We start from the raw sequence: 12,591 nt of genomic DNA on the forward strand, positions 1-12,591 counted from the left end.
AGACTGTCCCTCACCGCGCAACGACGCCTCGGGAGGGCCGCATGACGACATCCGCATCACCGCACGCCGATCCGGTCGGTGCCGAGTCCCCCGACGCCACGCGTCCCGACCCTACCCGGGCCGACGCGAGCATCATGACCGTGCTCGGCCAGGTGAAGGCAGAGTCGCTCGCCACGATCCTGCCGTCGGAGCATGTGCTCGCGAATCTCTCCCACGTCGACGGCACCGACCCCTCGACCGTCGACCGCATCCGAGCAGCCGCCGCGTTCGGCGACTCCCTCCTGCATGCCCCGCTCACCATCGACCGACTCGGTGACATCACCCTTGGCGCCCCCAACCTCGAGAACCGGTCCTTGGCCGATGCCGAGCTCGCGGCATCCGAGCTCTCGCTCTTCGGTGCAGCGGGCGGATCCCTGGTGGTCGACGCCACACCTCGCGACCTCGGGCGCTCTCCGCGCGGCCTCGCCGGGCTCGCCGAGCGCACCGGAGTGGCGATCGTGATGGGTTCCGGCCGCTATCGCGGCGAAGCAGGAGCCACGGATGCCACGGCCCTCGCCGACGAGATCGTGGCCGACCTCACGCACGGCACCGACGGCATCCGTGCCGGCGTCATCGGCCGGCTGGGCGTGCTCGACCCCGAGGATGCCGCCGACCGAGCCGTTCTCGTGGCCTCGGCGCGGGCTTCTGCTCGCACCGGCGCCCCGGTGATCGTCACCCACCCCGGCGTCGACCGCATCGATGCTGTGCTGACCACGCTTCTCGGCGCGGGCGCGTCTGCGAACCGCATCGCCGTCACAGGGTGCGGCACAGTCGCAGCGAGCCACGACAGCCTGCTCGCGCTCGCCCGCCGAGGCGTGTTCGTGCTGTTCGACCGCCTCGGTCGCCAGACCAGCGTCTACACCACCTGGGACGACGGCGACCTCGTCGCCGCCCTCACCGCGCTGCTGCCCGAGCACGGCCACCAGGTGCTGCTCTCCCCGGCGTCGCCGAGCGCATCGATCTGACGGCCTTCGGCGGCGGAGGCTACGCGTTCTTCGGCACCTACGGCCCCTACCTCGGTTGGAACGGCATCGACGCCGAGACACTGCACACGATCACCGTCGACAACGCTCGCCGGTTCCTGACGGGAGAACAGGCATGACCGACAACACCGCCGTGATCGACGACCTCGGTCCTGTGCCCGATCTCCGCGGCAAGGCCCTCACGGTGCGGGGTGCCGTCGACCCGTCCGTGCTCGGCGAGACCCTCATGCACGAACACCTCGTCGTCGACCTGCGCCGCCCAGTGGACGCGCTGCGTCCGGGCGAAGGCGCCCCCACCACCGCCGAGCCGCTCACCCTCGCCAACCTGGCCGAGGTACGCAATGGAAGCCCGAACGCCGACAACGACGTGATCGACGACCTCGACCTCGTGACCGAAGAAGTGGAGGCCTTCGCGCGTCTCGGCGGCGGAGCCGTCGTCGACGTGACGGTCGCCGGCATCGGCCGCGACCCGCGGGCGTTGCTCGAGCTGTCCCGACGCACCGGCCTGCACGTGGTGATGGGCGGCGGCTTCTACACCACCACGTTCCACCCGCGCGATTTCGCGGAGCGCACCGACGACGAACTCGCCGCCGGCATCGCTCGCGACGTCGTCGTGGGGGTGGACGCCACGGACATCCGCACCGGCATCATCGGCGAGATCGCCGCGGAGAACGCACCGCTGGTGGATGCCGAATGGCGCAGTGTGCGCGCCGCCGCCCGTGCCAGCCGGATCACCGGGGCACCCATGTCGTTCCACCACGGCGGCCAGGGCGAGGAGAAGCTGCGCGTGCTCGACCTCTGCACCGAGGAGGGCGTGCCCGACGACAACATCGTGATGGGCCACTCGGGCGGACTCGCCACCGACATCGGCCTCGCCGAGCGCGTACTCGCCCGCGGAGTCTTCGTCGAGTTCGACTTCGTCGCCTCGCCCGGCAGCCCGTGGGGGCACCTCGTGCTGGGCAGCGACCACCGCGTCGTCGCGGGCATCGCGGAGCTCGTGAAGCGCGGGTATGCCGACCAACTGTTGCTCGGCCACGACATCTGCCAGAAGATCCAGCTGAAGCGCTACGGAGGCCACGGCTACGACTACATCACCCGGCACTTTCTGCCGGCGCTCTCCGACGCGGGGGTCCCGGATGACGCGCTGCGGCAGATCATGGTCGACAACCCCGCCAGGGCGCTCGCGTTCGCGGCGCCGGGAGACTGACGGACCGCAACCCGATCACGCACGAGCGGAGCCGAAGAGTGTCGGTGGCACCTGGCACGCTGCTCGACATGCGAACACGTCGATGCCCTGAATGCGGGTCCGAACGCATCGCGCGCACCGCCTTCGGCATGCCGCTCGCGAAGGATGCCGACGACGAACGCGTGTTCTGGTTGGGTTGCGTCGTGGACCCGGAGTTGGAGCACCGTTACGGATGCCACGAGTGCGGCGCTCTCTTCGGCCACCCTGTCACGACGTCGCCGACCGGGGCACGCTAGCAGCCGCGGCCCGCGCGTTCGCCGATGGATGCCGTGTCCCGCTCCCAGAACACCGACTCGCCGACGGTGACGGTCGCGGCCGTGGTCGCCGCCGCCCTCGGTCTCGCCAGTGCAGCGCTGAGTGCCTACTGGGCGGCGGGAGGCACGGCGCTCCTGAACACCATCGGGGGTGCGATCGCGGAATGGGGTCGCCATGGCGGGCCTGGCGTTCGATTCGCACTGTGGCTGATCGTGCTGCTGAAGGTCGGCGTGGGCGTGGCCGCCCCGGCCATCGCCGACCTTCCACGAATCTCGCCCGCGTGGACGCGGACGCGCGTGCCGCGCCTGCTGAGCTGGATCGCCGCATCCATCCTCATCGCCTACGGTGCGGTGCTGACCGGCAGCGAACTGATCGCCTTCACGGGGATGCTCGGGACGCCTCCCTCGGTCGACCGCCTCGCACTCGCGTGGCACGCCTTCGTGTGGGACCCGTGGTTCCTGCTCTGGGGTGTCGCGTTCCTGGTGTGCCTGGTCCGCACTCGGCCCTCCGCCGTGGCGTCGACCCGTCCTTGACCGACCCGTTCCCGATCAGGCTTTCGATCCGAGCAGCCTGCTCGCGAGGTCGGGCAGCGTTCGATGGAAGACGTAGAGCACGGTGTGCCAGTCGTGGGCCGTGCCCGGAGAGATGATCAGCTTCGTGGTCATACCGGCCTTGGTCGCCGCACCGAACACGGCGCGCGCGAATCCCGAATACTTCGTGTCCTCGGCTCCCGCGGCGAAGATCGCGGTGGTGTCGTGGTACGGCGTGTGCGCGGCAAGAATGCTCAACGGCTTCGCTGCGTCGTAGGCGGCGGTCGAGCCGCCGAATCCCCTGGCCACCGTGTCGGCGCCGATCGTGGGCACGAGCTCGCCCGAGATGTCGACGATGGTGCGGAACAGCTCGGGATGCCCGCCGCCGAGCTGGATCGAGCACGTTCCACCCTGCGAGTACCCGATGATCGCCCAGGCGTCCGGGGTGTTCGCCACATTCAGGTGCGAGCGGATCCAGTTCGGGACATCCACCGTGAGATACGTGGCGGAGTTGCCGATCGGCGAGTCGACGCACATCGGGTTGCGGTCGGGCTCCCCGAGCTGGTCCGGTGCCACGACGATCGGGGCGAGCCCGTGGTGCTGCGCGGCGTAGGCATCGAGGATAGCGCCCATCCGCCCCGACGTGAACATGTACGCGGGGGTCCCTGGCTGGCCGGGGAATGCCACGATCACGGGAAGTTTGGGTGCATTGGGAACGAGCGCGGCGGGCGGCAGGTAGATCACCGCGTCACGCGCCCGAAAGTGGGATGCCGTGGCCGGGATGTGCACGGTGCCGATCTTGCCGTGGGCGGGGAGCGGGGCATCCGCCCGCCAACTCGCCAGCAGGCCCTGCGGCATCACACCTGCCGTTCCGTGCAGCCGTGCCGTCGGCATCGATCGGTACGGCGTGGACTGAACCACCTCGCTCACGTTGCGGAAGGCGCCGAAGTCCATGTTCACACCGGCCGCCCCTGCGAGCAGGAAGACCGGGATGGAGACGCACGCGATCACGACCCGGTACCAGCGACTCCCCCAGAGATTCGCCACGGCGAGCCCGATCCCCGCGCACGCGAGCGCCACCCACATGCGCGTGGTGGCCGTCAGGTCGATGCCGAACACGTTCCAGACGTCGCCGAACAACCAGCACGCGAACAGAGCTGCCGCAGCACCCACGAGCCCGGCGACGACCGTGCGCACGAGGCCGAGCGGCCAGGGCGAGCGCACCAGCAGGTAGGCAGCAAGCAGTGCCGCGATCGCGTAAAGGGGTACGAGGAAGCTGAGGTGGTCGATTCGGATCGTGAGCAGCCAGTGCAGCATCGTGCCCTTTCGATGATGGGTGACTGCCTATTCTCCACATCCGAAAACCCAAGAATGCTCACACAGCACGCTCAGCTTCTGAGAAAACCCGGAGTGGCCACCGATTCCGGCTGGTCGCGTCAGCCGCGCCTTCTGCGATCGGGGCCCTTCGCGCTGGTGCTCTCGGCTGCACCGTCCTTGTCGGCGACGTCGACCGGCCGCCTGGCGATGCCGCTCGCCAGGATCGCCGTCAGCGTGTCGATCGCCTCGTCGTCGCTCAGCGTGCGACCCAACGGCTCGCCCCCTCCCCCGATCCAGAGCGAACAGAATCCTTCGAGCAGAGCGTTGAACGCCGAGGCGACGACTGCAGGATCGCCGGCCAGTTCGAAGCCGCGGTCGTGCAGTCGGGTGAGGAGGGCGCGCATGGTCGTCAGTTGCTCATGTCGCGTCGCGGCGACCTGCTCTGCGAACGCCGGGTCCGTGATCGCCGCCTCCCCGAGCGCGCGGATCTCCGGCAGATGCTCGCGATACACGGTCACGTATGCGGCAACCCGCGCACGGAGGGCAGCCGGCTCCGACAGGTCGTCGCCGACCGGATCATCCTGCAAATGCTGGCCGGCCTGTTCGGTCCACTCCACGAGCAGCGCGCGAAGCAGCTCCTCCTTGCCCGTGAAGTGCTTGTAGAACGAACCGACCGACCGACCTGCCTCAGCGGCGATGTCGGCCACCTTCGCGTCGAGAAAGCCGCGGCGCGAGAACACACGACGCCCCGCCTCCTTGAGTGCCTGCGCCGTCTCCAGCGCTTTCTGCGCGCGAACGCCGCCCGGCTCCACGGACATGCGGTCTCCCCTCCCTGACACGGCGATCACGCCGTCATCGGACGATCGACGCGTGTGAGACGACGATCACGCTTGACATGGCGATCTTATTAAGTGAATCTATATTCATCGAATCCGCATTCACTGAATCGTGATTCCCTGAATCTCAGACTCTAGCTTAGGAGGCACCCATGGCTCAGGCGCACAACGGACGAATCGCCCTCGAATACGAGACCTTCGGCAGCAGTGGGACTCCCCTGCTGCTGATCAGCGGCACCGGAGTGCAGATGCTGATCTGGCCGGATGCCTTCTGCGAGGCACTCGTCGCACGCGGGTTCCACGTTGCCCGGTTCGACAACCGCGACACGGGACTCTCCACGCACCTGGACGGCGCGTCGACGCCGAGCATGTTCACCGCCATGCTCCGCCCGGCGACCGCGCCGTATCGTCTGGCCGAGATGGCCGACGACGCGGTCGCGGTCATGGATGCGCTCGGCTGGCCCGCCGCGCACATCGTGGGCTCCTCGCTCGGCGGCATGATCGCGCAGGAGCTCGCGCTCAGGCATCCATCGCGGGTGCTGACGCTCACCTCGATGATGTCGACCTGCTCGGCGCGCATCGCCACCATGCCGACGAAGGCGGTGATGAACGCCCTCAAGACACTCGACGGCACGCCGGTGCGGGACGCCGAGGACGCCGGCGACCGCGCCCTGGCGCTGAAGCGCGTCATGGGCGCCGGCGGCTACCCGCTCGACGAGCAGCTGATCCGCGACATCGGCCGCAGGTCCTACCTGCGCTGCCCGGACGACGACGAGGCCGATCGTCGCCAGCGCGTCGCGATGATCGCATCGGGCGATCGGCGCAAGCGGCTCGGGCGGGTTCGCGTTCCAACACTGGTGATCCATGGCGAGAAGGATCCGGTGATCGGCGTCAAGGGAGGCCGCGCCACCGCTCGCGCCATACCGGGGGCGAGGCTGCGGATCTTTCCCGAGATGGCCCATGACCTGCCGAGTGCACTCTGGCCCGACGTGATCGACGAGATCGCATCGCTCACGACGGCCCAGACGCCGGCGCCGCGTTGAACCCGGGCCCCACACGGAACGCGGGCGGGTACGCCCGCGTTCCGAGCTGCTCGCCAACCCCGGACTGCATAAGACGATGAGTTGCTCACTTCGCCTGGAGGGCGAGGGAGATCGCGAACAGGATGAAGGACGCGATGGCGGCCGCCGAGCGATACGTGTCGATCGTCTCCCAGCGATGTGCAACACGCGCCCAGTCGTGCGGTGGATGCTCGGGATCCCAATCGTTCACCGTGATGTTGATGGGCACGGTTCCGAAGAGCGAGAAGCAGAGGAACACGAGGAACGCAGCCGAGCCGGCGATGCGCCAGGCGACACCCGTTGTTCCGCCCGCTGTCACGGTCAATGCGACGGAGGCGATGAGCGCGGGAAGCATCAGGCTCGGCACCACGACTTTGAGCCGTTTGACCAAGGCGATACGTGCCGCGACGTGAGCAGGATCCGGCAGACGATGGAGAGCGGGCTGCACTCCGTACCGGACGATGAATTCCTCTCCCGCCAGCAGACCGACGAGCCCCAGTTGGACGACGTTGAGCCAGACCATGTTCATGTTCGCGACCCCTCACTGTCGGCGCAACGAGGGTATCCGACGGCGGCTCACCGGCACGCCGGCGGAGGGTTGCGGAGGGGGATGGCCGCTCGGTCCGCAATGGGCGATGCGCCTAGAAACAAGAAAAACCCCCGATCAGACGGAGGTTTTATCAAGCTGGGGTACCTGGACTCGAACCAAGAACAACTGATTGGCTACGACCCCGCGGCTTGTCCCGTGCTGCTGGTCGGAATTCCGCGTATTTCTGGGGAATTCTGTTGGTCAAACTCTACCGCGAGCACGTGTGACTACGTGATATTTTCTGACCTCGCGAGGAAAAAGGCATCCAAAAAGTCACCCTCAGTAGGATGGCCGACGCCGGGCTCGTTTCAAACGGCTGGGCGTAGCCGTACGTCGTCAGAAACGACTCGATAGCCTGCTTGTGCAACGATGACGTGCGGTATAGCCGCGCTGACAGCGACAGTTCGGACCTCTCGACCACAGGTGGCCGAAATCGGGCCGCGCTCCCCCTAGTGATAGGTGGCGGTCTGGTCGACTTTGAGCCACTTCTTGCGGCGCGCAACGACAGCGAGGGGTTCAGGCTGAGTATCGCGCGTGGCAGCCTTCGCTTGCTGCAAGATGATTTCGTCTTCCCCGTCCGGTCGGCCGACCCAGTCATGCAAGGGATCGTCCGGAGAGGTGCTAACGGGGCCGTGAGCGAGGAAGCCGGCTTGAGCGAGACGCCGAGCCGCGATGCGGCACGCGCGCCGGAGCCCATCTGGAAGCTGACCAACGACTTCGACGATCCTTGTGTCGAGCTCGTTGATCACCTGAGCATCAGCGACAGCCCAGAGTGCGAGTGCCCACTCGGCTCGGGCGAGGTCGTCGTCACATGCTGTGAGCCGCATCGCCCACCATGCGGAGTTCGCCCGGTTCGCGCGGGTCTGGGCGATGAGTGCAGCCGGATGGCCGTCGGAACCGAGTGCTTCCATCCCGGTTTTCAGCTTGTATCCGTTGCGCAGGGGCGACGCGGCACCGATGATGGCGATCTCACTGACGAGCCAGCAGCGACCCACGCGTTCCAGCAGGGCAGTTGCCGTGTTGGACCAGGGAAACGTGGAGCCCTTCTCGCCCTGGCGGAAGCGCCGCAGGGCCGCGATCGGAACATAGGGCGAGTTCGACTTCCGGAGTTGTTGCATGGCTTGTGATCGACGATCCGGTGACGCCGCGTTTGGTTGCGGGGTCGCGGAGTCGACGCCGAACGAGTAGAAGGCGGCAGGTGTGAGCGCGACCGCGATCTGGGCCGGCACGGATCGGACGGAGGTGGTCTCGGAGCACTGCCCGTCGAGGACCGCCCGAAGCAGCTGTGCTTCCAGCGTGCTTCCTTCGGGCGGGGTGATGCCCGTGTTCAGGATCAGTTGGGCACGCTCGCCGTCCTCGGCAGAGAGCCTGGGGATGGTGCGGGTCTCCCCAGCGAGTGCCTCGCATCTCGCGCCGATAGTGAGCCAGGCGATCTCGTGTGGTGTGCCGATGAGCTTAGTGAGTTGTTCGGTCCACCAGTCCGCGAATTGTTTCGGCTGCCCGAGGAGTTCGCGCAGGATGCGAACCCGGCTGGGGTTGCCGGGATCGTCGGGGTTACCGGCGATGGTCTTGGTGATGCGGTCCCATGCGCTTGAAGCGTGGCTGGTTTCAGGCAGCGCGGTGATCTCTTTGCCATCGAGGGCGGCGAGCAGCAGGGGGCCGCTGAGGTCGCCGGTGAGCGCGTCGACGATCTGGGCGGCTTCTATAGGGCGGCTGTTGAAGACACCGTCGGTGATGAGACTCCATGCGGCCACGCGGACCTGTTTTGTCGTGTTCGCGGCGAGCTCGTGCATGATGCCGGCTTGCAGCGCATAGATGTCGGCGCCTGCGGCGTTCCCACCGTAGAACCGTGTCGTGTTCAGCCAGTAGGGACGCCGCAGGAGTTCTCGCAACACGAGCGTGCGGTCGAAGTGCTGGTCACCTTCCCCCGCGTAGGTGTAGAGGTAGCGGGCGGCGAAGTATTCGCGGAGCGAGAGGACTTCGAACTCGAACGTCCCTTCTTCCTTGCTGGTCAATGCCCACAGCCGGTCCGAGGCAGCCAGGAACAGGTCGTCAACAACGCTCTCGGGTTTGCCGTAGGTGCGTTGGAAGTGTTTCATCGCGGCCTCGACTTCGGCGTAGGTCATGCGGCCGCTGTGGCCCTGCTCCTCGGCACGGGATTGGATATACCAGCCAAGAAAGGGCACGACTTCCATCAGTTCGGAGCGGTATTTGCGGACGGAGTCGGGATGCTTGTTCGACTCGCGCGCCAGGAGCATGCTCATGTAGGCGTCGTAGAGCTCGGTGCGTTGGCTGGGCGTCGCATCGCCGTGCTGGCGGAGCAGGAAGAGCAGGATGGTTAGCTGCATCGGGTTGCCGGCGAGTTCGCCAATGTAGGGCTCACGGGTCTTCTCGTTGAAGTTCCGGCGCAGGGTGCGGCTGTCGTTGATCGGGACGTTGTGGACCAGACACCACTTGCGGAGGTACTCGTCGCGCAGGGCTGGCTCAAGTGGGCCGAGCGAGATGATCTCGAACACGTCGCGGTCGGGTTCGGGCAATCCCGCAGAGTTAGGCCGTGAGGTAACGATCACGCGCGGTTCCACCGCGTATGACGTGCCGCGGGAACAGAACAGGTCGATCTCACGGACAATGCGACCTCGGGCCGAGGTGCCGCCGACCTCGTCGAGGCCGTCAAGCACGACGAGGCTCGGGACCCGGTCGAAGAGGTCTTGGACGTCGGACGGTGTGATCGGGCTGCCGCCCAGGTGCGTCATCAGGTCGGCGAGGAAGTGCTCGATCGAGGCCTGAGTGCCCGCGCGTTTCGTGCCCTTCTTGACCTTGGCGGATTCCGAGGTGTCAAACACGTCGAACCCCTGCAGCCAGGCTGCGTAGTCGGCCAGGTCGGCGCGCACAGGGAACCGTGGATCCTTGATGTAAGGCAGTGACGTCGTGGGAGTGCCTTCCGGCATGAACGCCGCCCGGTGAGTCTGGCAGACGTACTGGCTCAGGGTGGACTTCCCCTGCCCGGGAGCACCGCGCACCAGCGTAAACGGGTACGGCGACCTCTCGGTGACATATGTCGCGGCGCCGCCAAGCCGGGTGGCAGCGCCGGCGAGCGTCTGGGCGCGACGGGGCACCTGGATCCGATCCGCGGGGACGTCGACAAACAGGTCCGAAAGGTGCTCCCTGTCCAGCTCAACCTGGCTGAACTTGATGCGTTCGTCGTCCTTCCACTGGGCGGCGGCGACCCGGCGCACCAGGTCCCCCAGTCCTGAGTCTCGTTGCGCGACGGCCTGTTCGGAAAGCAGGTAGCGGATCAGGTCCCAGCCGGCGAGCATGTCGGCGTACTGCCACTTGATCTCGGAGTCGGCGTTGTCGACCATTCCATCGATGGCCTCACGCCACAGCCCGGTGATCTCGAGTCCATACTCTTCCGAGTGTGCTGCGAGCTTCTTGTTGAGCCGGTCAAACGTGCCAGTACCGAGTTTCCCGGTGCTGGGCACATTGGTGACAATCACATACTTGCGGACGCCTTCTGCAGCGAGCCGGGTGATGTTGTCTTTCTCTTTGGTGACGGTCGCGTCGAGCCAGCTGACGGGGTCACGTTCGCGGCCGCGCACCGACCACTTCACCTGATAGACGAGCCGATTCGCTGGGGCAGTTTGTATCCCGTCCCGGCCGCCGTCAGGCTGGCGCAGTGGGAGTGGAACGTAGTCCGTGAACCGTTCCGTGAGCAGGGCATTGACGAGCAGTTGGAAGTCATGGTCGCCCAGCCGCTCGTAGAGATACTTGTAGCGACTCTCAGGCAACAGCGCTCCTCTTCAGATCCTCTCTATGTTCCCACCACCGGTCATCTGGTTCGTGCACGTGTGCGCCGGCAGTTCTTTGAGAACTGGGGAAGGCCAGCTCGTACCTCGATCTCGGACGTTCAGTGACTGTGTTGTGCGCTGAACTATTTACTAGCGGCTAGTCTCGGTCTCGGTCGAGTTGGATGCCGCTCATCGCTTCCGCGAGCACGTAGGTACGCACTCCGTGCATGGCAGCGGGGAATATTTCGTTCCAGGCTCGCATCGTCGCCTCTAGCGCTTCGAGGGCTGCTCCGACCTCAGCGATCAGAGCGCGGTGATCGTCCGGCTGATGCGTCTCTCCGTCATACACGGTGAGGGACTGGTAGTCGCCGTGGTCCGTCCAGGGGTTTGATGTTGCGACACCACCATGGACGGATTGTGGTCGCCATCGATGGAAGTCGACGTTCCGGCGATCAACGAGCTTCGCCCATCGCTCGTCATCGATGAGCGTGCGGAGAAGATGCGCGAGTTGCCTCGCTTCCATATGATGCTCCGCGGCTTCTTCCAGCGAGCTGACCGAGCTCGTGTTGAACGCAAGCCAGTGGTCAAATCGTTCATCAAACGGCGGAAAGCCCTTGCTTCGAGGCTGACTCCTCGCCAGCATCGCGCGACTGCGCGTCTCAAGCGCGAGCAATCGTGCCGCGACGTTCACAAGGCCATGTCCGGTGCTGATCGCGTAATAGCCCGAGATTTCCGCTAACGCTCGTGCCGGAAGGCCAATGCGGTCATCGGACGAGGGTTGCGCCACCCACGCACGCGCGTCCCGGTAAGCGGTCCCAGCGATACCCAACTGTTCGCCCGCGGACGCGATGCGCCCGAACAGCGTGAACACGCGACCAGGCTCGGCCCGGTTCGCCACCGCACTCATCTCCTGGAAGGACGCCTCTCCCCCGAGTTCTTGCCAAGTCAAGGCAGTCTCGGTCACCCTATTGTCGAGAGCACTCGCCTCTTCAACCCGCCCGGAGAACAGCGTTGGGACGGTTATGCCGATCACGCGCACCGGATCCGGCGCAGGTTCTGATTCCGTCATGATTTGAGGCTATAGGCGTCGGCCATCCTGCCGTTGGGGCAGCCGCACCTCACCATCTGCGGCACGGTCGGAAACGTCTCCTCGCGAAAACCGCGGTCTTGTCCGTCCTGGCTCGCCATGTGACCGTGGCCGTTATGACGACTACTCAAAACGTGCCGTTCGGTCGCACGCCCCTGTACAGGCTTTCATTGTTGGCGCTGTGGACCAACGTCGCGCTGGCCGTTGGATGCTTTGCGGTGCAGGCGATCTGCGACGGCGTCGCGATCCTCTCCACCGAACTGTTCCCGCTCGCCCTGCTGGTCATCTTGATCGGTGCGCCGCTCTTCACCGTCTGGCTTGATCGGAAGAGCCGTACCCCTCGTACATCCGAGATCATGTGCTCGACACTCTCAGCGGCCGCCGCGTTCTTCATCGCGCTGTACGCCGGAGCTGGCTGGCCGGACCACTGGCTCGCTCCCCCACTTGTGTTCAGCGCTCTCCTAATCGGCGCACCCGCACTATCAATCCGGGTGCATATTCACGAGGAGAGCGAGCGTCAGGCGGAGCAGCTCGTTCTAGCCGTGGAACAGCTAACCAGCCAACTCGCGCGACAACACCGACCGAGGAGGAGTCGACTGGCTTCAAACTTCGGAATTCTGGTGAACCGAAACGGCCGTGGGACCGGGGGCACGGCCAGAGACTGACTCGACCGTATTCGTGTGGCACAGACTCCCTGACCCGGGACGGATCGGTGCGGAGAAGCCCCGACTGAGAATCACTCGCCTCCCAGCCGACTCGACAGGGTGCGACGGGCACGACGCCCGCCTACCGTGCTGATCCAGGGGAACGATGCGTGCGCCGTCGAGCAGAACCTGGATGCCACCGTCGACCCCGCGGTC

Annotated in this window: 10 protein-coding genes and 1 pseudogene; 6 read left to right on the forward strand and 5 right to left on the reverse strand. The window is 66.2% G+C overall.

The window, feature by feature from the left end:
• Positions 1-41: 41 nt before the first annotated feature.
• The 4 genes from FPZ11_RS04685 to FPZ11_RS04700 all read left to right on the forward strand — a co-directional run bounded on the left by FPZ11_RS04685 (position 42) and on the right by FPZ11_RS04700 (position 3,056).
• The gene (locus tag FPZ11_RS04685; RefSeq protein ID WP_146318799.1) at positions 42-1,004 is read left to right on the forward strand and encodes a phosphotriesterase family protein; all 963 of its coding nucleotides are present in this window, start codon (positions 42-44) and stop codon (positions 1,002-1,004) included.
• A 133-nt stretch (positions 1,005-1,137) separates the two neighbouring features.
• Positions 1,138-2,229: a phosphotriesterase family protein gene (locus FPZ11_RS04690; protein ID WP_146318801.1), complete on the forward strand. Its 1,092-nt coding sequence runs from the start codon at positions 1,138-1,140 to the stop codon at positions 2,227-2,229.
• Between the two features lie 68 nt (positions 2,230-2,297).
• Positions 2,298-2,504: a hypothetical protein gene (locus FPZ11_RS04695; RefSeq protein ID WP_146318803.1), complete on the forward strand. Its 207-nt coding sequence runs from the start codon at positions 2,298-2,300 to the stop codon at positions 2,502-2,504.
• A gap of 33 nt (positions 2,505-2,537) precedes the next feature.
• Complete coding sequence (locus FPZ11_RS04700) at positions 2,538-3,056, forward strand: DUF3995 domain-containing protein (RefSeq protein ID WP_210415953.1); 519 nt, start codon at positions 2,538-2,540, stop codon at positions 3,054-3,056.
• A gap of 15 nt (positions 3,057-3,071) precedes the next feature.
• Here FPZ11_RS04700 and FPZ11_RS04705 read toward each other — a convergent pair whose 3' ends face one another.
• Positions 3,072-4,370 (reverse strand): alpha/beta hydrolase, encoded by a 1,299-nt coding sequence (locus tag FPZ11_RS04705; RefSeq protein ID WP_246846529.1) that lies wholly within the window; start codon positions 4,368-4,370, stop codon positions 3,072-3,074.
• 119 nt (positions 4,371-4,489) lie between these two features.
• On the reverse strand, positions 4,490-5,188 hold the full coding sequence (locus FPZ11_RS04710; RefSeq protein ID WP_146318807.1) for a TetR/AcrR family transcriptional regulator: 699 nt from the start codon (positions 5,186-5,188) through the stop codon (positions 4,490-4,492).
• A gap of 266 nt (positions 5,189-5,454) precedes the next feature.
• Here FPZ11_RS04710 and FPZ11_RS04715 point away from each other — a divergent pair.
• Positions 5,455-6,117, forward strand: a pseudogene (locus FPZ11_RS04715) (alpha/beta fold hydrolase); the annotation flags it as partial.
• A 217-nt stretch (positions 6,118-6,334) separates the two neighbouring features.
• Here the strand turns inward: FPZ11_RS04715 and FPZ11_RS04720 are convergent.
• The 3 genes from FPZ11_RS04720 to FPZ11_RS04730 form a co-directional block, all read right to left on the reverse strand.
• Positions 6,335-6,796 carry an anthrone oxygenase family protein gene (locus FPZ11_RS04720; protein ID WP_146318811.1) on the reverse strand — a complete coding sequence of 154 codons (462 nt, stop codon included), beginning with the start codon at positions 6,794-6,796 and terminating at the stop codon, positions 6,335-6,337.
• 509 nt (positions 6,797-7,305) lie between these two features.
• Positions 7,306-10,644 (reverse strand): NACHT domain-containing protein, encoded by a 3,339-nt coding sequence (locus FPZ11_RS04725; RefSeq protein WP_146318813.1) that lies wholly within the window; start codon positions 10,642-10,644, stop codon positions 7,306-7,308.
• Between the two features lie 157 nt (positions 10,645-10,801).
• The gene (locus tag FPZ11_RS04730) at positions 10,802-11,713 is read right to left on the reverse strand and encodes a hypothetical protein (protein WP_146318815.1); all 912 of its coding nucleotides are present in this window, start codon (positions 11,711-11,713) and stop codon (positions 10,802-10,804) included.
• A gap of 134 nt (positions 11,714-11,847) precedes the next feature.
• Between FPZ11_RS04730 and FPZ11_RS04735 the strand changes: the two genes are divergently transcribed.
• Positions 11,848-12,396, forward strand: coding sequence for a hypothetical protein (locus tag FPZ11_RS04735; protein ID WP_146318817.1), 549 nt, complete (start codon positions 11,848-11,850; stop codon positions 12,394-12,396).
• The last annotated feature ends 195 nt before the right edge of the window (positions 12,397-12,591 follow it).

The sequence above is a fragment of the Humibacter ginsenosidimutans genome, from assembly GCF_007859675.1.
GTDB classification, from domain to species: domain Bacteria; phylum Actinomycetota; class Actinomycetes; order Actinomycetales; family Microbacteriaceae; genus Humibacter; species Humibacter ginsenosidimutans.

Coding starts and splice junctions, on each gene's coding strand:
- FPZ11_RS04685 (WP_146318799.1), top strand. CDS start 42: ATGACGACATCCGCATCACCGCACGCCGATCCGGTCGGTGCCGAGTCC.
- FPZ11_RS04690 (WP_146318801.1), top strand. CDS start 1,138: ATGACCGACAACACCGCCGTGATCGACGACCTCGGTCCTGTGCCCGAT.
- FPZ11_RS04695 (WP_146318803.1), top strand. CDS start 2,298: ATGCGAACACGTCGATGCCCTGAATGCGGGTCCGAACGCATCGCGCGC.
- FPZ11_RS04705 (WP_246846529.1), bottom strand. CDS start 4,370: ATGCTGCACTGGCTGCTCACGATCCGAATCGACCACCTCAGCTTCCTC.
- FPZ11_RS04710 (WP_146318807.1), bottom strand. CDS start 5,188: ATGTCCGTGGAGCCGGGCGGCGTTCGCGCGCAGAAAGCGCTGGAGACG.
- FPZ11_RS04720 (WP_146318811.1), bottom strand. CDS start 6,796: ATGAACATGGTCTGGCTCAACGTCGTCCAACTGGGGCTCGTCGGTCTG.
- FPZ11_RS04730 (WP_146318815.1), bottom strand. CDS start 11,713: ATGACGGAATCAGAACCTGCGCCGGATCCGGTGCGCGTGATCGGCATA.
- FPZ11_RS04735 (WP_146318817.1), top strand. CDS start 11,848: ATGACGACTACTCAAAACGTGCCGTTCGGTCGCACGCCCCTGTACAGG.